This window comes from Bradyrhizobium sp. SEMIA, from assembly GCF_014844175.1.
Classification (GTDB): Bacteria; Pseudomonadota; Alphaproteobacteria; order Rhizobiales; family Xanthobacteraceae; genus Bradyrhizobium; species Bradyrhizobium arachidis.
In genome coordinates this window covers 794,052-813,938 of the sequence record NZ_CP046601.1, presented here as the reverse complement: position 1 = coordinate 813,938, position 19,887 = coordinate 794,052, and the positions used below count along the sequence as shown (strand labels likewise).

Below are 19,887 nucleotides of genomic sequence, written 5' to 3'. Positions count from 1 at the left end.
GCACAGTAGACTTGTTCGGATTGATGATTTTTGATTTTCAGAATTGAGCTTGCTCCGTCGGGCAAAACAGGGGCATAATGCAATCCTCGCGGTGTGTGGCACATCGCCATTCCCAGGCACGCCAATTGGCGCGAGCCCGCAAGCCCTTCTCCGCATTGATGCTCCGCGATGGATTCCGGGCTCGCGCGTAGCGCGCCTGGCAATGACGATGCGGCGAAGAGCTTGATCATCGCGACGGGATAGATCGCGTTCACGGCAGGGTGGCAAAGCGCGTATAGCCGCCAGCCTTGCCCTCCGCCGCCCGATAGGCCACCATCCCAGCGCGCACCACCAACAAAACCAAGCGCGAGGAAACGCATGAGCAAGCCGTCGGGCTTCGACTATGGCTGGGTCATTGTCGCCGCGGGCGCGCTGATGACCTGTGTCGGGTTCGGCACGATGCTGTCGCTGGCGGTGTTCTTGCAGCCGATCTCGGAAGCGATGGGATGGTCGCGCGCCGGGGTGTCGGCAGCGGCGACGCTGGATTTCCTCTGCATGGGGGTGGCCGCGTTCCTGTGGGGCACGCTGTCGGACCGGTTCGGCACGCGCATCGTGGTTCTCGCAGGAAGCGTTCTGCTCGGGCTCGGTCTCGTCACCGCGAGCCAGGCGACGAGCTTGTGGCAATTCCAGCTCAGCTTCGGCGTGCTGATCGGGATTGCCGCCGGCAGTTTCTACGCGCCGATGATGGCGCTTGCGAGCGCGTGGATCGAGAGGAATCGCAGCCTTGCGGTGGCGCTGGTCTCCGCCGGCATGGGCGTGTCCCCGGTGACAATCGCGCCGACCGCAAGCTGGCTGATCACGGCCTATGACTGGCGCACCGCGATGCTGGTGATCGGCTGTGCTGCCTGGGCGCTGCTGATTCCAGCCTGCTTCCTGGTGCGTCCGGCGCCGGCAACGGCGGGCGCCGCCACCACAGACGCAGGACCCGAAGTCGAGCTGACAGCGGCGCAGGCGCTGCGCACGCCGCAATTCATCGCGCTCGCGGCCGCGCATTTCGCCTGCTGCGCCGCACATTCAGGCCCGATCTTCCACATGGTGTCTTACGCGATGGTATGCGGCATCGCGCCGCTGACAGCAGTGACGGTCTACAGCGGCGCCGGCGTCTCAGGCCTCGGCGGACGCCTGCTGCTCGGCGCACTCGCCGATCGCATCGGCGCAAAACCCGTGCTGGTCGGCGGCCTGTTCGTGCAGGCGATGTGCATCGCGACTTATCTCGCGGTGGCCCAACTCGGCGAATTCTATGCGCTATCGGTTGTGTTCGGTCTCGCCTATGGCGGCGTGATGCCGCTCTATGCGGTGCTGGTCCGCGAATATTTCGGCGCGCGCATCATGGGGACCGTGTTTGGCGCGGTGTCGGCGTTCGCGAGCCTCGGCATGGCACTCGGCCCCTGGGCCGGCGGGCTGGTGTTCGACAGTTTCCAGCAATACACGTGGCTGCATGTCGGCTCCTTCGCGATCGGGCTTGCCGCCGTTGCGGTGGCGCTGAGCTTTCCGACCAAACGGAGGCAGACACTCGGGCTTGGCCGCGCGACGGCGTGAGGAAGGACGCATGAGCAGGCGTTTGCTGCTGCTTTGGATCGTTCTTTCTTTGCTTTGGGGCTGTGTCGCTGGCTCGATGGCCATCCTTGTTTGGAAGGGAGATGCCCATGCGCGCGCTTACGAGCGCGCATCGGCTGCGGTCTGGGCCAAGTACGATAGTGACTGTGCGTCGTTCAAGACGAAGGCACCTTTGTGCGATTTTCCTCCCGCCAAGCCACCTGTTTCTGCGATTCCGAACTTCGCTTATCCAGCGGTGGTTTTGGGTCCTCCTCTCGTGCTCTTCTTCTTTGGCTGGGTGTGGCTCGGGGTAACTAGCGGCTTGCGCCGATAAACACACAGCGGCGAGCAAAGCGAAGTCCAATTACCGCTTTCTTCCCATCGAGGTAGCTCTAAATTTTTCACCCTGCATAGGAATATTTGCAACAATATAAGCGAGCGGCTGCCTCGCGATGCACGCCGACTTTCTGGGTGGCAAATGAGCAATTGGCGTGCATCCGTGCACCATAATTACAGGGTATTCATCCTCGCAAATGAGCAATTGGCGTGCATCCGTGCACCATAATTACAGGGTATTCATCCTCGACAACGAAGGCCACATCATCAACCGCGCGCACCTATCGTCGCAAAATGACGAAGCTGCAAAGGAACGCGCCAGGCACTTCGCCAGCTCCGGGCTGGCCGTGGAGTTGTGGGACGGCCCCCGCAGGATCGCGACCGCTATCGAAAGCCGGACGATGCGAGCAATTGCGTGTTCGCGATCACGGCGCATCGCCACCGTCGACGTCGTCCACGATCTCGCTGCCGCTGAAACAGTCTGGCGCAGTCTTGAGAGTCCAAACCATTCCGCAACACCGTACCAACGGTTCGATTTTCTCGCCGCTTGGCAGCGGCAGGTCGGTGAGCGCGCCGGGCTTTCGCCGTTTCTCGTGATCGCCAGTGATGACGACGGCAGGCCGCTGGTCCTGCTGCCGCTCGTGTTACGAACGGTCCTCGGGATACGCTGCGCTTGCTTCATGGGCGGGAGCCATTCAACTCTCAATATGGGCCTGTGGGAACGCGACTTCGCGGCGGCAGCAACCGAACATGATCTCTACTCCTTGATAGCGATGCTCGCCGCGCGCGACGAAGCCGACGCGCTCGTGCTGCGCTCGCAGCCGACCTACTGGTTCGAACTGCAAAACCCGCTGAAACTGCTGCCTCACGAGCCCTCGACCTGCCCCTGCCCAGTGCGCACGATCGAGCCCCGCGCCACACCGGTGAGCCTGATCAGCGAAGCTCTCCGTCGCCGGCTGCAGCGCAAGGAGCGAAAGTTGCAACGGCTTGCCGGCTATCGCTATCATATCGCGTCTGATGACGCTGACATTACCCGCCTGCTCGACTGGTTTTTCCAGGTCAAGGCGCAACGAATGGCCCAAAGGAAGCAGCCATTCGTGTTCGCCGAACCTGGCGTGCAGGAATTCATTCGCGCTGCCTGCATAACTCGGCTGGCCGACGGCGGCCGCGCGATCGAAATCCATGCGCTCGAATGCGACGAGGAAGTGATCGCGGTCTTCGCCGGTGTCTCGGACGGCCACCGCTTCTCCATGATGTTCAACACCTATACCGTGTCGCAGAATGCGAGGTTTAGCCCTGGCCTGATCCTCATGCGCGAAGTTATCGATCATTTTGCGGGTCAGAACTATCGCGCCTTCGACTTCGGTGCCGGCTCGTATGATTACAAGCTGCTCTTCTGCAAGGACGAGGAGCCGATCTTTGACAGTTTCATCCCGCTCAGCGTGCGTGGCCGCTTCGCCGTCGGCGCGATGTCCGCCGTCAAGAAGGCTAAACGGTTTATGAGAAGTAATCCGGCGCTGCTCGACGTCGCTCGGAACCTGCGCAGCAGATTCCAGCGTGCAAGAACTTCCGAACAACTTCTCTGAGTTTCTTACTTCAACACTGCTAGTCAAGTTCTGACACACACGGACAGGCTGTCATCGACGCGACCATCGCCGCTACCCTGGGCAGATTGCAGGGAAAATACCTTCAAGGCTCTGGAAAACTCGGCGCTCACGTTTTTGGAGTGCTATGCGGTGCCGCGATACTTCTTCGACGTCAGGAGCGGATTGGCCTTCTACCCCGATGAGGAAGGCGTGGAATTGCCTTCGCAAGCAGATGCTGAGGCAGAGGCTCTAGATTCCCTGGCGCAATTGGCCCGCGATCTGGCGAAGGAAGCTCCAGGACAAGACCATCGGCCAGATGTTGCCATCGAGGTCAGAACAGCGTCAGGCCCGGTCTTTCAGGCTGCGTTGCTCTTCGCGGCTAATAGAACCACGTTGCAATAATGCGCTCGGGAAGGCTGCGTTGCTCTTCGCGGCTAATAGAACCACGTTGCAATAATGCGCTCGGGACGGAGTGATCGAGACTGGCGGCCGCACAGCGCTTCGGCGCGCTCACCGAAATCCGAACGAATGTCGGACCGGTCGAGCGGACATGTGACCTATGTCTGCAAGCGACCCAAAGCGGACGTCCAACGTCCGCCATTTATTGAGCTTCTACATAGCGAATAATGCTCTGGTTCTGAACGTTTGCGACCAGTTCATCCGCGCGGGACAAAAGCCGACGGAGCAAGGGTGATGGATTTGCCCGATTGTATCCCAGGGCGAGGTTCGTAGGATGGGTAGAGCGAAGCGAAACCCATCGCGCCGACGCGACATCTCACAGTTTTCGTCAAGTTGGTCCGATCGTGCGGATGGTGTTTGATGGGTTTCGCTTCGCTCTACCCATCCTACAAGTGCCAACGCCGGGATCCACCGAGTCAGATCATCCTCACCCGATCGCGAAATCGGCTGCGGTCTCCGCGTGGATCGCCGTCGTGTCGAATGTCTCGACCGTTGTGTCGTCCGCGCCGACCAGCATCGTGATCTCGGTGCAGCCGAGGATGATGCACTCGGCGCCCGCGGAGACGAGCGCCGCCATCACATCCTGGTAGCGGCGACGTGAAGGATCGGCGACGACGCCAAGGCACAGCTCGTCATAGATGATGCGGTTCACGTCGGCCCGCTCATCGGCGGGAGGCACGAGCACGTCGAGGTCGTGCGCGCGCAGCCGGTCGATGTAGAAGGTCTCCTCCATCGTGAACCTGGTACCGAGCAGCCCGACGCGCCGGTAGCCTTTGGACCGGATGCGCTCTGCCGTCGCGTCGCCGATGTGGATGAAGCGAATGGTCAGCTTCGACGTGATGTCGGGCGCCAGCTTGTGCATCGTGTTCGTGCACAGCGCGATCGCCCGCGCGCCGGCCTTTTCGAGGCGCCGCGCGACCTCGGCGAGGCTCGCCGCCGCTTCCGCCCAGCGGCCGGCATACTGCATCTCCTTGATCTCCTGGAAATCGTAGGAATACATCAGCAGCGGAGCTGAATGCAGCTTGCCCATGCGGTCGCGGACGCGCTCGTTGATGAGCTTGTAATAGAGCGCGGTGCTCTCCCAGCTCATGCCGCCGATCAGGCCGATGGTTCGCATCCTAGCGTCTCCGATGAATTGCGCGCTCGGATCGTAGACGAAGACGTGGAAGCTCGCCATCTCGATGCGGGGTGTAGGAACTTCCGCCAACAACCTTGCCGTTTATTAGGAATTCCGCGAAGCTGGGCAGCGTAAGGCGAGACGAACCATGATTTCAGGGAGGACGTATTCCATGAAGATCGTAGTGGCAGCCGATTTGGCGTCATCGTTGGTGTCGACCGCAAGTGCTCGGGACTCCCCGTTCCGCAAGGAGCTGAAGCGGGGCGACCTGACCGGCACCAACATGGAAATCATCACGAGCATCAGCGAAATAAAGCCCGGAGAGACGTCGACCCGGCACATCCACCATGGCGACGAATCGTATTACTTCCTCGAAGGCGGCACGATTGAGCTGCCGGACGGAAAGCAGGTGCCTATCCCAACAGGCTCTGTCGGCTTGAACGCAAGGGACGTACCGCACGGCGCCTACAGGGTCGTCGGTGACAAGACGATCAAGCTGCTGACCGTCCACATCGTCGACAAGGGCAAGCCGCTTTACGACACGCCGCCGAATAGCGCGGAAGATGGGATGAGCTCTGCGAAGCGCGGCCGGCCGCCCGTTGACGCAGCCGCGCCCCGACGCTAAATGGCCATGTCGGAAAAGGCAGACTTGGTCTGGTAAGCCCAAGTCCTCTCGGTAACGAAAGCTCTGGTCTTTGGCCTCGCGCCCGAGATCCCCACGACGAACAACGGTCGCCAGTCAGGCGATCCCTCGTTCGTCCGTGAGGTCCTCGGGTTCGGGAAACGCTCCGGTCGAACATCGACAACGGAGCGATTCATGCAAAATCCCGACACCATCCCCTATGACGTCATCATTGCCGGCGCAGGTCCGGTCGGCCTGTTCCTGGCCTGTGAGCTCAGGCTTGCGGGCTGCTCGGTGCTGGTGCTGGAGAAGGCGCAGGATCCGCATTCGCCGCTCAAGGGCCTGCCGTTCGGGCTGCGCGGGCTTTCGGTGCCGACCATCGAGAGCCTCGATCGCCGCGACCTGCTGGACGATCTCACACGCCGCGCCGCCGGCCGCGACACGCCGGCGGCCGCGCACTGGATGCAGCAGCAGCGCCGCCCGGGCGGCCATTTCGCCGGCATCCAGTTCTTCCACGACCAGATCGACAGCGCGCAATGGCCGTATCGCCTGCCCGGTCCGATCGGCAGCATCGCGGCCGACATGGCGAGCATCGAGGCCGTTCTCGCCATGCGCGCGGGGACGCTGGGCGTCGAGATCCGGCGCGGCTGCGGCGTCGAGGCTCTCACGCAATCGGACGATGGCGTCACCGTTGCAACGGCTGGCGGAATGGTCCGGGGTCGCTGGCTGGTCGGCTGCGACGGCGGACGCAGCATGGTGCGAAAGACCGCCGGTATCGGTTTCGCCGGCACCGATCCGGAATTCACCGGCTATTCCGCGCTGGTCGAGCTGGCCGACCCGGCCGCACTCGCGCCGGGCCGCCATTACACGGCGTCGGGCATGTACACCTATGCGGCGCCCGGCACGATCGCCATGGTCGATTTCGACGGTGGCGCCGCTCACCGTAGCGAACCGGACCGCGGCCATGTCGAGGCGGTGCTGCGCAAGATCTCGGGCCTCGACGTGAACGTGACGGCCCTTCAGCTCGCCACCACCTGGACCGACCGCGCGCATCAGGCGACCTGCTATCGCGAGCGCCGCGTCTTGCTGGCGGGCGATGCCGCCCATATCCATTCGCCGCTGGGCGGCCAGGGCCTGAACCTCGGCCTTGGCGATGCCATGAACCTCGGCTGGAAGCTCGCCGCGACCATTCGCGGCAATGCTTCGGCCGGCCTGCTCGACACCTATGCGGCCGAGCGGCAGCCGGTGGGAGCACAGATCCTCGACTGGTCGCGCGCCCAGGTCGCCCTCATGCGTCCGAGCAGGAGCTCGCGCGCGTTGGAGGCGATCATCCGCGACCTCATCGACACGCGCGACGGCGCGACCTATTTCGCCGAGCGCGTCTGGGGCGTCTCGCTCCGCTACGATCTCGGCGATGCCCATCCTCTGGTGGGCCGCAGCGCGCCCGATTTCGCACTCGCCGATGGAAGGCGGCTGGGCGAGCTGCTCAGGACAGGACGAGGGCTGCTGCTGGACTTCGGCGCCCAGCCATCGCTGCAGGCGCTTGCGCGCTGCTGGATCGGCCGGATCGATCATGTTGCAGGCGAGCCTGAGGATCGACTGGGGTTGAGCGCTTTGCTCGTGCGCCCGGACGGCATCGTGGCGTGGGCCGGCGGGGAGCCGCCTGACCTCGATGAAGCGGCTCGCGCTACGGTGCGATGGTTCGGTGAACCCGTGAGGCTACCGTAGCGCCCTGCAGGCCCTTACGACGCTTTCTGCTTCGCCGCGACGTAACGTGCAAAATTGTCGAGGATCGCCTGCCAGCCGCCCTTCTGCTGCTCGACCGAGTGAGTCTCTTCAGCATCGAAGACGACGCGGACGGTGACGCCCTTCGGACCGGGGACGAACTCGACCTCGGCCTTGCGATCGCCGAACGCATATTCGATCAGCTTGTGCTCGACGATCGTCGTGTAGGTGCCGGCGAAGTCAAAACCCATGCTGCCGTCCTTGGCCTCCATGCGCGACGAGAAGAGGCCGCCCTCCCGCAGGTCCACCGTCGCCTTGGTCGTGTGCCAATCGTCGGACGCGGCGTTCCACCTCACGATGTCGGCCGGCGTCGTATAGGCGCGCCAGACCTGATCGATGGGGGCGGCGACGCTGGTTTCGACGGTGATCCTCATGGGCATTGCTCCAGTTGCGGCTCTGATGGCTCGAATTGACGAAATCACTTTCACATGTGCCGGGTCCGTGTCCAGCACGTCCCGGGACGTGTCTCCCCAAGGACGATCGAGACCGGTCCGTGCCGACATGGTGCGGCCGTCAATTCGCAAAAAAGTTGGAAAAATGTCGTCGGCACGACTGCTCGCCGCCCGCTGGGGGCTGTCGGGGCGCATTGCGCTCCCCAGGCAACGCTATCGACGGGGCGCCGAGAGCTCGTAATTCACGCAGTCCATCTTGATGTCGTACGGACCCTGATAGATGCCGTCGCTGACCCACCGATAGACCTTGCGGTAGGTGGTGATCTGCTCCGAGCGCGGTTGATGGCCGGCCGGACGGTTGACATCGGAGATCGTCTTCGACGACGTCTCGGTCAGGGTCAGCTTCTCGTCGGGATGGTCGTCACGCTTGAACACCATCGTCGCGGCAAGCCCCGAATTGTTGTCGGTTGCGCTGAAGCTCGCGCTCAAAAGCTGATCGTTGACCGCCCCGAGCAGCGGCCCGCCGACCCAGCCCTTCGGCAACATGATCAGCGAGGAGCGATTGAAGATGATGACCGGTGCATCGCCGCTCGGCAGCACGCCCCGGCAGCCGTAACGCCATTCGCTGGCCGCGACCGGCGAAGCATTCGCCATGAACGCAAATGTGATCAGGCCAGAGAGAATGGAGCAAATCGGACGATTCTTGGCGATGGCGGAAATCAAGTCGCGCATGGCTGGTCAGATCGGCCTTGTCTTGCCTCGAATGGCCATCGACCGTTTCAGGACCTGTTGGGCATCGGCATAGCGCCCCTGATCCCGGTAGAGACCGGCGAGGTTCTCCAGCACCTCCGCCAGATCCGGGTGGTTCGGCCCGAGCATCTTCTCCATCGCGGCCGCCGATCGCTTGAACAACCGCTCGGCCTCGGTGTTGCGGCCCTGACGCGCGTAGAGCGCGGCCAGATTGTTCTGCGCCTGCGCGACGTCGGGATGATCGGGACCGAACGCCTTCTCGGTCACCGCCATCGCCCGCTTGAGCAGCCGCTCGGCATCGGCATAGCGATGCTGGTGGATGTAGGCATCGGCCAGATTGCTCATCAGCACGGTGGCTTCGGGATCGTCGGGGCCGAGCGCTTTCTCGAGGATGGCGAGCCCGCGCTTGAACAGCGGCACCGCCTGGTCGTACCGCCCTTCATTGCTGTAGACGGCGCCGAGATTGCTCAACGCCAGCACCACCGACGGATCATTGGTTTTCTCGCCAATGGCGATCGACCGCTTGAGCAGCGGCTCCGCTTCCGCGTAACGCTCTTCCGCGCGGTAGAGATCGCCCAGATTGTTCAGCACCATCGCGACTTCGGCATGATCCGGACCGAGCGTCCGCTCCCGGATCGCCAGCGCGCGCTTGTACAGCGGCTCGGCGACCGCGTATTGCCCGAGATTATAGTGGATCGTGCCGAGGTCATTCAGCGGCATCGCGACGTTCGCATCGTCGGGGCCGAACTCCTTCTCACGAAGGGCCAGGGATTTCTGGGCCAATGGCAGCGCTTCGGTGTACTTCCCGGCCCGGTAAAGCTGCTTCATCTGCCGCGTGAGCGTGCCCGCCTCGTCCTCTTCGGCATGGGACGGCGCGGCGAACGACAGGCTCAGGGCGAGCGCGGTGACCGCGACACGGATCGATGCTTTCAGGGCCTTCATCGCGCGCTCCTTCGTCGCGGCTTTTCGGGACTTACGCGCCGTTGGTGCGTCCGGAGGCCGGAGAGGTTCAATGCAGGCGCGGCGCCGGCGGACCCGATCACGTCGGGGGACGCCGCGGCGGTTGAACCAACCGCAAATCCAGCCGCACCAAACCAGGTCGCACCAAAGCATCATCGTGCATCCCGCCGATCGATGCGCGACACCGATGAAACGGGTCCATGCATGCGGTTCTTCCTGTGTGAGGTCGTTGCTCGCATCGTCGCGATCTATCTGTGCGTCGATTGCGGCCGCATGCTGCGGGACGGCTATACGGAGCGCGAAATCAGGGCTTTCAGTCCCGATCTCGTGGACTGGCTGCTGGACTGGTCGCGACAGGTGGTCCAGAGGGACACCGCGCCGGTCTCCTACTGGATGGAAATGGGCCACCAGGCCGTGTGCCTCGCGGCGTGCCTCGTCGTTGCGATCTTCGGGTGGTGGCTGCCGAACGGCTGAGAGGCCCTTTGGCCGAACCCGATGTCACTGCACCTCAAGCGCGGGCAGACCGGGCGGCGGCTTGCGCATGTTCGACGCCTGTTCATAGGCGTAGGCGAGACGCAGCAGCTTGTGCTCGCTCCAGGCGCGGCCAGCGAAGGTGACGCCGAGCGGATAGTCGGGCGTGTCCTTTGCCGTCGGCTCCCGAGACGAAACCGCCCGGTACCGCGACGCTGGGATAGCCCGCCCTGGCGGCAATCGCCGCTCCGGTCGCGCCGGGGAACAGGACGGCGTCCAGCTTGTGCTGGTTCATGTAGGCGTCCATGCCGCGCGTCCTGGCGGTGAGGAGGTCCATCGCGCGCGCCGATTTGTACTCGCGCTCGCTCAAATCGCCCCTGGTGCTGTTGGCGGCGAGGAACAGGTCGTGGCCGAAGCGCAGCGCCTTGTCGGCATGAGCCTCGTTGAAGGCAACGATGTCCGCGATGGTCTTGATGTCGGTGTGGGTCGCCCAATCCTTCAGGTAGAGGTTGAGATCATGCTTCAGCTCGTAGAGGAAGACGATCCGCTGCACGACCGCATTGCCCTTGTTACCGCTCAGCGGATTGCGATTGAGCACGGCCATGATCGTGCCCGGTCCGCTCATCCAGCCCGCCGCCGACATGCTGGCCCGCACGATGACGGCGCCGAGATCCTCGAGCATCTTGATGGTCTCGGCCATTAACTTCGTAGCGTCAGGCGGAAGCTTGCCGTAGTAGGGATCGTTCAAGGGATCGGCGGGATCGCTCGGCACGCCGATGCGCGCGCCCTTCATCGCATCGCGTGCGAGGTCGGCGGTGTAATCGGCGGGCCTCTGCTGCCGCTCCGTCACGGGATCGAGGGGATCCTTGGCCGCCAGCACATTCAGCAGCATCGCTGCATCGCGCACGGTGCGCGTCATCGGCCCGGCGGTGTCCTGGCTGTGCGCGATCGGCACGATGCCGGCGCGGCTGATCAAACCAACGGTCGGCTTCACGGTGACGAGGCCATTGCGGCTGGCAGGGTGCAGCAGCGAGCCTGAGGTCTCGGTGCCGATCGAGGCCGCGCACAGGCCGGCGGCGACAGCTGCCGCCGAACCCGAGCTCGAGCCACCGGGGTCGACGACCGGGATGCCCCGATCATCCAGCAGCGTCGGCACGTAGGGATTCTTCACCTGGCCGCCGAGCGAGGAATAGCCCCCCGGCATATCGATCGCGAGGATGTTGGCGAACTCCGTCAGGTTCGCCTTGCCGAGGATCACGGCGCCGGCGTTTCGCAGCAGCTTGACGATGGTGGCGTCACCCTTGGCGCGCGCGCCGTCCAGCGCCAGCGAGCCCGCTGTGGTCGGCTGCTTGTCGCCGGTGGCGATGTTGTCCTTCAGCAGGATCGGCACGCCCGCGAGCGGCCGTTTGGCCGACGGCCTGACGCCGTCGAGCTTGCCCGCGATCGCGCGTGCGTCGGGATTGAGCGTGCGGACGGAATTGAGCATGAGCCCGTTGCGGTCATAGGCCGCGATGCGCGCAAGATAGGCCTCAGTCAGCGCCGTGGCGGTGACGTGCCCGCCCGCCAACGCATCGACGATGTCGCCCATGGATGCGTCCTCGAGCGTCAGCCCGGTCGCCACGGCGCGTGTGACGGCCGGGGCGGGGCGAGCGTCGCGTCGGGGTGGCTTCGTCATGCGGTGCCTCTTGGACGGTACCTTACGAATATGCTACCAACGGTAGCATTAACTGCGATTGCGCGACAAGCTCATGGCCATGAACTACACGATCCGGCCCGCACGCGAGGACGACGCAGCTGACATCAGCGGCGTGATCCTGCGCGCGCTGCGCGAAACCAACGCGAAAGACTATACCGACGAGATCATCGCGCGGGTCGCGCGCAGCTTCAGTCCGGACGCCGTGCGGCAGCTGATCGGAAGGCGCCGCGTTTTCGTCGCCAGCATCGGCAGCCGCATCGTCGGAACGGCAAGCCTCGACGGCAGCGTGGTGCGCACGGTCTTCGTCGCTCCCGACGTTCAGGCGCGCGGGATCGGCAAGCTGCTGATGGCGGAGATCGAGCAGACGGCGCGGGCGAGAAACATTCCCTCGCTGACCGTTCCTTCGTCGGTCACCGCCGAGGCTTTCTACGCAAAGCTCGGGTTCAGTGCCGTGCGCGACAGCTATCATGGTGACGAGCGCACGATCATCATGGAGCGGCGGCTGGATGATCCGACCTAGGCCGGTCTAAGCGCCGTCATCCTGAGGCGCGAGGCATGCGATGCGAACGCAGCGCAGGCCGAGCCTCGAAGGATGAACGGCCACGATGCAGCCGGGCCGTCGCCCTTCGAGGCTCGCCCAGCGGCGCATTCGCGCCGCTCAGCTCGCACCTCAGGGTGACGGGGGGGCAAGTTGGTGGCCTGCAAATCAGGCCCCGGATGTAATCTTGATCCCAGGCATCAAATAGATCACCATCGCGCATCTACCGCTCACGGCAGAAGGAGCGAGGAAGCGCAGCAATGAACGCAACTCCCGGAGTGGGCCTCATCGAGCGTACCCGCGCTCTCGCGCCGCTGATCGCGGGCGAGGCGGATGAGATCGAGCGGACGCGGCGGCTGACGCCGGCGGTCACCTCCGCGCTGATCGAGAACGGCCTCTATCGCGCGCTGCTGCCGCAAAGCCTCGGCGGCGCGGAAGCCCCGATCGAGAGCTTCATGCAAATGCTGGAGGAGGTGGCGAAGGCGGATGCGTCCACGGCCTGGTGCCTCGGCCAATGCAGCGTCTGCGCGATGATCGCGGCCTGGCTCGATCACGATACCGCGCAGGAGATCTTCAACACACCGCCCGGCATCCTCGCCTGGGGCGCGATCGCACACGAGGCGCGCGCCGTCGCGGGCGGCTATCGGGTCACCGCGCGCTGGGATTTTGCCTCGGGCTCGCGGCAGGCGAGCTGGCTGGGCGCGCATGTGCGCATCGTCGATGGCGACGGAGTGCCGCGCAAGAATGCCGAGGGATCGCCGGAGGTGCGCACCATCCTGTTTCCGGTCGCAAGCGCGGTGCTGCACGACGTCTGGCAGGCGATCGGGCTCGCCGGCACCGGCACGGATTCCTACGAGGTGCGCGACCTGTTCATCCCCGAGCGCTTCACCGCGTTCCGCGACGTGACGCCGGCGCTGCGCGAGCCGGGTCCGCTCTACAGGATCGGCACCGGCTCGACGTTCAGTCTCGGTTTTGCCGCGGTCTCGCTCGGCGTCGCGCGTGCCACGCTGGATGCGGCCATCGCGCTCGCGCGCGGAAACATCAGTCGCTCGCGGCAAGCGCCATGCGGGACAACGGGGCGGTCCAGGGCCTGATCGGCCGCACCGAGGCGGATCTGCGCGCCGCGCGCGCCTATCTCTATGCGACGGCGAATGCGATGTGGCGCGATCTCGTCGCGACCGGCGAATTCAGCGCGGCGCATCGCAGCGCGGTGCGGCTCGCGGCGACCTGGACGATCCACCAATCGGCAAAGGTGGTCGACACCGCCTATCACATGGCCGGCGCGACGGCCGTGTTCCGCAGCAATCCGTTCGAGCGTCGCTTTCGCGACATGCATGCGATCGCGCAGCAGATCCAGGCGCGGGATACGCATTACGAGGATGTGGGGAAGGTGATCCTGTCGACGCCCGCGCCGTAGTCCGCTCGTCCTCTCAAGTTCGGCGCCATGTGGCGATCGCACCAGGGCGTGCAGGGCTGGATTTCCGGCGCTGCTCAACCCAATTTGATCATGCAGCTCAGCCGCTTGAAGTAGCGTATCGCAACGGCATCCGGTCCGGTGCATTCAGGGGATTGGCGACAAGCAAAGGGGGATGATATGCGTCGGATTCCAACCGTGATCAGTATGATCCTCTTCACGTTGGCCGTGGCAGATACCGCGTACGCGGAGCAGGTCTATTACCTTCACGACCCAGGCGGCAACACCGCCGCACACATCTACACATATACGCACGTCAATGCGGAATATGATCGCGTCGTGATCGATGGCCGCTGCAAATCGTCTTGCACGACGGTTCTTGGGGTCGTTCCGCTCAACAAGATCTGCATCACCCCGAGCGGCTACTTCATGTTTCACGCGGCGCATCACGGCGACCGCAGCATCAATCCGGGCGAGACTCAGCTGATGATGTCGTCCTACGCGCCCGAGGTTCGCGACTGGGTGATGAAGCACCACGCGCTCGACCAGGTTGACCCCTACACGTACCTGTACGCCAGGAACGTGACGTTCATCCGGCACTGTCCCCGGTAGGGTTGACGGCAACGCCGGTGAGATCGTCGGAAGACCTGTACCCCCTCACCCGGAATCCGCGCTATGCGCGCATTCCGACCTCTCCCCGCAGACGGGGAGAGGTGAAGCCTCACGCCACCAGCGCGGCGTCCTCGTCGACGGCATCGATGCCGCGTTGTGCGGCCAGGAGGCTGATGATCTCCGCATTCGGGCGGGCCTTGCTGAACAGGAAACCCTGCCCTTCGTCGCAGCCCTCGGCGCGCAGACAACTCAGCTCGGCTTCGGTCTCGACGCCCTCGGCGGTGATGGTGACACCCAAACCTTTGCCGAGACTGACGATGGAGCGGATGATCGCCTGCGCCTCGCGGTTGGCGCCGAGGTCGCGCACGAAGGACTGGTCGATCTTGATCTTGTCGAAGGGGAAGCTGCGCAGATAGCTGAGGCTGGAATAGCCGGTACCGAAATCGTCCATGGAGATGCGCACGCCGAGCGCGCGCAGCGCATGCAGCGTCGCCAGCACCTGGGCGCTCTTCTCCAGGAGCAGCGTCTCGGTGATCTCGAGCTCGAGCCGGCGCGGCGGCAGGCCGGACTGCTTCAGCGCGTCCGTCACCATCGAGAGCAGGTTGCCGCTGCGGAACTGCAGCGGCGACAAATTGACGGCGACGCGGACGTCGTCGGGCCAACTCGCGGCATCCAGGCAGCCCCGGCGCAGCATCAATCCGCCGAGCGGATTGATCAGGCCGGTGTCCTCGGCGACCGGGATGAACTCGGCCGGCGAGACCATGCCGCGCTCGGCATGCGGCCAGCGCACCAGCGCCTCGAAGCCGGTGATGCGGCCGCTCTGGAGATCGATCAGCGGCTGGTAATAGGGGCGCAGCACGTCGCTCTGGATCGCATCGCGCAGCTCGACCTCGATCTTGCGGCGGCTCTGCGCTTTCGCATCGAGCGCGGCCTCGAAGAAGGCGAAGCTGCCGCGCGCATCCTGCTTGGCGCGCGACAACGCCATGTCGGCGCTCTTGAGCAGCTTCTCGGAGTCATCGCCGTCGCCCGGCGCCATCGCGATGCCGATCGAGGCGCCGATCACCACGGAATGGCCGTCGAGCAGATAGGGGTCGGAAATGGCCTCCAGCAGGCGTTTTGCGAGGCCCGCCGCATCCTCGGGTCGCGTCAGCCCGCTCTGCACGATCGCGAACTCGTCGGAGTTGAGCCGCGCCAACGCGTCCTCTTCGCGCAGCGTCGAGCGCAGCCGTTTGGCGACGCCGCGCAAGAGCTTGTCGCCGATCGCATGCCCGAGCGTGTCGTTGACCGCCTTGAAATTGTCGAGCCCCAGCATCAACAGCGCGACCTTCTCGGCGCTGCGCCGTGTGTGCAGCAGCATCTCGTCGACCTGCTGGCGCAGCAGATTGCGGTTGGGCAGGCCGGTCAGGCCATCGTGCTGGGCCATGAAGGCGAGCCGCGCCTCGGCGCGCTTGCGCTCGGTGATGTCCATCAGCGCGAGCAGCACCGCGGGCCGCTCGGCATAGGTCAGTTCGCGCGAATAGATCGCAAGGTCGATCAGCGCGCCGTCGGCCTTGACGTGCTTCCAGGTGCGCGCGACCTGCTCGTCGCTGGAGCGATCGGAGGTCCAGGGTGGCTCGCTCTCGAAGGCCTGCAAGGCTCGGATCGTCAGCTTCTCGAACTCGGCGCGGCTATAGCCGTAATGCGCGATCGCGGCGTCGTTGACGCCGAGGATACGCTCGTCGTCCAGCGCACAGACGATCATGGGCACGGGATTGCCGTCGAACAGCAGGCGGAACGAGGCCTCGCGCCGCTTCAACTCGGTGATGTCGACGCGCAGGCCGACGACGCCGCCGTCCTCGGTGCGACGCTCCTCGATCAGGATGACGCGGCCGTCCGACAGCGTCTGCTCGTGGCGCTTGCCGGGCTCGTAGAGCTTTTTCAGCCGCTCGGCGATCCACTCGTCCTCGTGGCCGGCGGCTTCCGGATAGTCGCCGCGGGCGACGCCGACGCGCAGCGTGTCTTCCAGGCGCGCGCCCTCTTCGAACAGATCGGCGGTCTTGCTGTAGATCTCGGAATATTGCTTGTTCCAGAGGACGTAGCGGCCTTCGGGGTCGAGGATCACGATGCCCTGCGGCAGCAGGTCGACGGCCTGGCGCAGCCGCTCATGCGATTTACGCGCTTCGATGATGGCAGCTTCCGCGCGGCTCTGCACGAGCAGGTCTCGTTCGGCAGGGCGCACGCGCGTAAAGCGCGGCTTGCGAGGCTGTTGGCCAGCCCGGGCGAGCACATTGCGCTTTCGCTTTTTTGTTTTTTGGGACCCCAAACTCAACTTCACACGTCCTAGCCGCGCCCAGCGGCCGCAAGTGTTGGAGCAAGTGTCTGAAAAAAAAGTAATCTTGGGCGGCCCGGCCACGGCGGGCTCCGGTCCCGCATGCTCCCGTCTGCCTGTTTGCAGGGCGCAGGCCGCGTCTACGGACACACCAGGCCCACCGGCGCGTCGCAATCAGCACGCGATCTGGCGCAAAATTGCGCGCCTGCGTGAATCGTTTCCGGGATCGCGCGCGATTGCATGCGGGCCGGGTCTATTCCTCACGCCGCGCACGAATTTTGGTCAATGCAGTCTAAGGTTATCGGGCCGTTAAAAATCGGCCGACCGACACAGAATTTTGCAACGGCCTAGTTGGAAATGTGGATCGTGGTGTTGCGCGCGCCGTGAAGGCGGCGCCCACGAGCCTAATTCTTAACCCTGACGCGGCGTTGGGTTATAAGGATGTCAGCATGAGTCCCCGCCGCATCGCTCCCCTCCTGCTCGTCATGACGCTCCTGGCCGCCGGCGACGCGCTGGCCCAGGACAAGGGCAGCGTCACCCCGAAGCCGCTGCCGCCGCTGGCCAATCCCAACGATCCGCATCTCGGCGCCAAGGAGCTGTTCGCGCGAAAACTGCTGCCCTCGACGGGGCCGGCGCATGTCATCGGCTCCTACACCAAGGGCTGCATCGGCGGCGCCATGCAGATGCCGCTCAACGGCGACAACTGGCAGGTGATGCGGCTGTCGCGCAACCGCAACTACGGCTATCCTGACATGATCGCGCTGATCAAGCGCCTGGCTGCCAAGGCGCACAAGGACGCGGGCTGGCCGGGCATTTTGGTCGGCGACATCGGCCAGCCGCGCGGCGGCCCGGCGCTGTCGGGCCATGCCAGCCACCAGATCGGGTTAGACGCCGACATCTGGCTGACGCCGATGCCGGACCGGCGGCTCTCGCGCGAGGAGCGCGAGGAGATGTCGGCGGTGATGATGGTGCGGCCGGACCGGCTCGACGTCGATCCGAAGGTGTTCACACCTAGCCATGTGCTGGTGCTGCGCGACGCGGCACAGGAGCCGGCGGTGCAGCGCATCTTCGTCAATGCCGCGATCAAGAAGGCGCTGTGTCGCGAGGCCAAGGGCGACCGTTCGTGGCTGTCGAAGATCAGGCCGTGGTGGGGCCACGACTATCACTTCCACATCCGCATGCGCTGCCCGGCGGGCGCCGGCGACTGCGAGGGCCAGCCGTCGCAATCCGACGACGAGGGCTGCAAGCCGTCCGACCTCGCTTATTGGTTCTCGGACGCCGTGCTGCATCCAAAACCGCCGCCGGAGCCGCCGAAGCCAAAGCCGCCGATGACGCTGGCGCAGATGCCCGCGGCCTGCAAGGCGGTGCTGCATGCAGGGGATGCGAAGCCGTAGGGCAGTTGGGCGTGCTGCCGCCTCCCTCTCGGTGTCGTCCCGGGGCGCGAAGCGAGCCCGGGACCCCTGCGCGAGCGCTTGCGCTCGTCGCATAACCACAGGAAGACGTGTGGCCCGAAGCAGGTCACTCCGAATCCCCGTAACACACCTGACTGTGGCTATGGGTCCCGGATCGGCGCTCCGCTTCGCTGCGCTTGTCCGGGACGACAGTTGCGATTGGGCGCGCGACCCGAGATGACGAAGTAGTTGGTTGGTTCGCTCCAATCAAATGCGCTAAGATCGGTTTGCCGCCCTGGCCGTAAGCCCGCGGCATCCCGGGATGCGCATCCCGTTTCACGCGAAGACTTTCCGCAAGCCGCGCCCGCGCGCGGCCAACGATGAGATTTGACATGCGCATCCTCGCCCTCCTCGCTGTGCTTTCGCTCAGTGCGACCTCCGCTCTGGCCGCCGAGGAGCCGAGCGGCTGCGACAAGTTCAAATGGCCGATCGAGCGTGAGCGCGCGGCGCTGACGGCGCCGGACCGGACCAAGCTGGCCGTCGGGGCGAGCCAGGCTGCGCTGCCGGCGGCCGCCATCACGCTGGGGCTGGTCGCGCCTCAGGACGCCAAGCTGCCGACGCCGCCGGAGCGGGCGCCGAAGGACGGCACCTTCGCCGGCTTCACCAGCATCAAGGCGGCGAAGGCCGGGCTCTACACGATCAGCCTCTCCTCCGGAGCCTGGGTCGACGTGGTCCAGGACGGGCATTTCCTCAAGCCCGTGGCCTTCAGCGGCGCCACCGATTGCCAGGGCATCCGCAAGACCATGAAATATGAGCTCTCGGACAAGCCCTTCGTGCTCCAGGTCAGCGGCGCCAAGGACAATTCGCTGTCGATCGCGATCCTGCCGGCGCAATAGATTAGACAAACGGTCGCCTTTGACCTGAAGCCCCAGCCTGCTATCTTCGCAACTGCGATATCCCCGCCGGCCGTAAGCCGCTGCGGGGACGCGTGGAACAGCGCTTCCGCCCGTCGCGACCAGACTTAACCCAACGCCAGATTTGCGCGTGCGCCTGCGCGCGCGAGCTCGCACGGAGCGCATCCATGATTCGTATTGCCGGACTTTTCACCGCCTTCGTCATCCTCGCGGGCGCGAGCCTCTCGCCTGCCAGCGCCGAGGACAAGACCATCACCGTGTTCGCCGCGGCCTCGATGAAGAACGCGCTCGACGAGGTCGATGCCGCCTACACCGCCAAGACCGGCGTCAAGTTCAGCGTCTCCTATGCCGCGAGCTCGGTGCTCGCCAAGCAGATCGAGCAGGGCGCGCCGGCCGACGTGTTCGTCTCGGCCGATACCGACTGGATGGACTACGCGGCTTCCAAGAAGACCATCAACGAGCCTTCCAGGGTCAACCTGCTCGGCAACAGCATCGTGCTGATCGCGCCGAAGGATTCCAAGGTCGACAACGTCACCATCGCGCAAGGTTTTGATCTCGCCAAGCTCGCCGGCGACGGCAAGATCGCGACCGGCGACGTCAAGTCGGTGCCGGTCGGCAAATACGCCAAGGCCGCGCTGGAGAAGCTCGGCGCCTGGCAGGCCGCGGAGCCGAAATTCGCGATGGCCGAGAGCGTGCGCGCCGCACTGACGCTGGTCGCCCGTGGCGAGGCCGCGCTCGGCATCGTCTATTCCACCGACGCCAAGGTCGAGCCCGGCGTGAAGATCGTCGGCACCTTCCCGGCGGACTCGCACCCTGCGATCATCTACCCGGTCGCGGCGACCACGACCGCGAAGCCGGAGACGAATGATTATCTCGCCTTCCTCCGCTCGACCCCCGCCAAGACCATTCTGGAAAAATACGGCTTCAAGTTTCTGGTCAATCCGACAACCTGATTTTTGCG

General features: G+C 64.7%; 18 protein-coding genes and 2 pseudogenes. 13 read left to right on the top strand and 7 right to left on the bottom strand.

From position 1 onward, the window contains the following. The first annotated feature begins 357 nt into the window (after window positions 1-357). From FOM02_RS03895 to FOM02_RS47050, 4 genes are all read left to right on the top strand, one after another. Window positions 358-1,578, top strand: a complete 1,221-nt coding sequence (locus tag FOM02_RS03895) for an MFS transporter (protein ID WP_265441455.1) — start codon at window positions 358-360, stop codon at window positions 1,576-1,578. Window positions 1,579-1,588: 10 nt separating this feature from the next. Beyond that, on the top strand, window positions 1,589-1,909 hold the full coding sequence (locus tag FOM02_RS03890; RefSeq protein WP_141263303.1) for a hypothetical protein: 321 nt from the start codon (window positions 1,589-1,591) through the stop codon (window positions 1,907-1,909). A gap of 403 nt (window positions 1,910-2,312) precedes the next feature. After that, window positions 2,313-3,497, top strand: coding sequence for a GNAT family N-acetyltransferase (locus tag FOM02_RS03885; RefSeq protein WP_265442292.1), 1,185 nt, complete (start codon window positions 2,313-2,315; stop codon window positions 3,495-3,497). A 150-nt stretch (window positions 3,498-3,647) separates the two neighbouring features. After that, window positions 3,648-3,899, top strand: a complete 252-nt coding sequence (locus FOM02_RS47050; protein WP_028146499.1) for a DUF6894 family protein — start codon at window positions 3,648-3,650, stop codon at window positions 3,897-3,899. A 199-nt stretch (window positions 3,900-4,098) separates the two neighbouring features. Here FOM02_RS47050 and FOM02_RS46750 read toward each other — a convergent pair. Both FOM02_RS46750 and FOM02_RS03875 read right to left on the bottom strand, forming a co-directional pair. Continuing rightward, window positions 4,099-4,230, bottom strand: a pseudogene (locus FOM02_RS46750) (LysR family transcriptional regulator); the annotation flags it as partial. A gap of 153 nt (window positions 4,231-4,383) precedes the next feature. Next, window positions 4,384-5,073, bottom strand: coding sequence for an aspartate/glutamate racemase family protein (locus FOM02_RS03875; RefSeq protein WP_027564251.1), 690 nt, complete (start codon window positions 5,071-5,073; stop codon window positions 4,384-4,386). A gap of 172 nt (window positions 5,074-5,245) precedes the next feature. Here FOM02_RS03875 and FOM02_RS03870 point away from each other — a divergent pair, with 172 nt between their 5' ends. Continuing rightward, complete coding sequence (locus tag FOM02_RS03870) at window positions 5,246-5,698, top strand: cupin domain-containing protein (protein ID WP_108914706.1); 453 nt, start codon at window positions 5,246-5,248, stop codon at window positions 5,696-5,698. A gap of 192 nt (window positions 5,699-5,890) precedes the next feature. Continuing rightward, the gene (locus FOM02_RS03865; RefSeq protein ID WP_027564250.1) at window positions 5,891-7,423 is read left to right on the top strand and encodes an FAD-dependent monooxygenase; all 1,533 of its coding nucleotides are present in this window, start codon (window positions 5,891-5,893) and stop codon (window positions 7,421-7,423) included. A gap of 14 nt (window positions 7,424-7,437) precedes the next feature. Here FOM02_RS03865 and FOM02_RS03860 read toward each other — a convergent pair whose 3' ends face one another. The 3 genes from FOM02_RS03860 to FOM02_RS03850 all read right to left on the bottom strand — a co-directional run bounded on the left by FOM02_RS03860 (window position 7,438) and on the right by FOM02_RS03850 (window position 9,564). After that, window positions 7,438-7,854 (bottom strand): SRPBCC family protein, encoded by a 417-nt coding sequence (locus FOM02_RS03860; protein ID WP_027564249.1) that lies wholly within the window; start codon window positions 7,852-7,854, stop codon window positions 7,438-7,440. Between the two features lie 231 nt (window positions 7,855-8,085). Continuing rightward, window positions 8,086-8,604, bottom strand: coding sequence for a hypothetical protein (locus FOM02_RS03855; RefSeq protein ID WP_027564248.1), 519 nt, complete (start codon window positions 8,602-8,604; stop codon window positions 8,086-8,088). A gap of 6 nt (window positions 8,605-8,610) precedes the next feature. Next, window positions 8,611-9,564: a tetratricopeptide repeat protein gene (locus FOM02_RS03850; protein WP_027564247.1), complete on the bottom strand. Its 954-nt coding sequence runs from the start codon at window positions 9,562-9,564 to the stop codon at window positions 8,611-8,613. A gap of 222 nt (window positions 9,565-9,786) precedes the next feature. On the opposite strand from FOM02_RS03850, the gene FOM02_RS03845 reads away from it, so the two are divergent. Next, a complete protein-coding gene (locus tag FOM02_RS03845) occupies window positions 9,787-10,056 on the top strand; it encodes a hypothetical protein (protein WP_027564246.1) in 270 nt (89 codons plus the stop codon). Window positions 10,057-10,138: 82 nt separating this feature from the next. On the opposite strand, the gene FOM02_RS03840 is transcribed toward FOM02_RS03845, so the two are convergent. Beyond that, entirely contained in the window at window positions 10,139-11,728 is a 1,590-nt protein-coding gene (locus FOM02_RS03840; RefSeq protein ID WP_231164164.1) for an amidase family protein, read from the bottom strand. A 79-nt stretch (window positions 11,729-11,807) separates the two neighbouring features. Between FOM02_RS03840 and FOM02_RS03835 the strand changes: the two genes are divergently transcribed. The 3 genes and pseudogenes from FOM02_RS03835 (at window position 11,808) to FOM02_RS03825 (ending at window position 14,313) form a co-directional block, all read left to right on the top strand. Continuing rightward, the gene (locus FOM02_RS03835) at window positions 11,808-12,269 is read left to right on the top strand and encodes a GNAT family N-acetyltransferase (protein WP_027564245.1); all 462 of its coding nucleotides are present in this window, start codon (window positions 11,808-11,810) and stop codon (window positions 12,267-12,269) included. A 278-nt stretch (window positions 12,270-12,547) separates the two neighbouring features. Continuing rightward, window positions 12,548-13,704: pseudogene (locus tag FOM02_RS03830) on the top strand (acyl-CoA dehydrogenase family protein). 204 nt (window positions 13,705-13,908) lie between these two features. Further along, window positions 13,909-14,313: a hypothetical protein gene (locus tag FOM02_RS03825; RefSeq protein WP_231164431.1), complete on the top strand. Its 405-nt coding sequence runs from the start codon at window positions 13,909-13,911 to the stop codon at window positions 14,311-14,313. Between the two features lie 109 nt (window positions 14,314-14,422). On the opposite strand, the gene FOM02_RS03820 is transcribed toward FOM02_RS03825, so the two are convergent. Next, a complete protein-coding gene (locus FOM02_RS03820) occupies window positions 14,423-16,579 on the bottom strand; it encodes an EAL domain-containing protein (RefSeq protein ID WP_027564242.1) in 2,157 nt (718 codons plus the stop codon). A 491-nt stretch (window positions 16,580-17,070) separates the two neighbouring features. On the opposite strand from FOM02_RS03820, the gene mepA reads away from it, so the two are divergent. From mepA to modA, 3 genes are all read left to right on the top strand, one after another. Then, window positions 17,071-18,015: a penicillin-insensitive murein endopeptidase gene (gene mepA / locus FOM02_RS03815; protein ID WP_027564241.1), complete on the top strand. Its 945-nt coding sequence runs from the start codon at window positions 17,071-17,073 to the stop codon at window positions 18,013-18,015. A 389-nt stretch (window positions 18,016-18,404) separates the two neighbouring features. After that, window positions 18,405-18,908, top strand: a complete 504-nt coding sequence (locus tag FOM02_RS03810; protein ID WP_265441454.1) for a hypothetical protein — start codon at window positions 18,405-18,407, stop codon at window positions 18,906-18,908. A gap of 185 nt (window positions 18,909-19,093) precedes the next feature. Further along, window positions 19,094-19,879, top strand: coding sequence for a molybdate ABC transporter substrate-binding protein (modA, locus tag FOM02_RS03805; protein ID WP_027564239.1), 786 nt, complete (start codon window positions 19,094-19,096; stop codon window positions 19,877-19,879). Window positions 19,880-19,887: the final 8 nt, after the last annotated feature.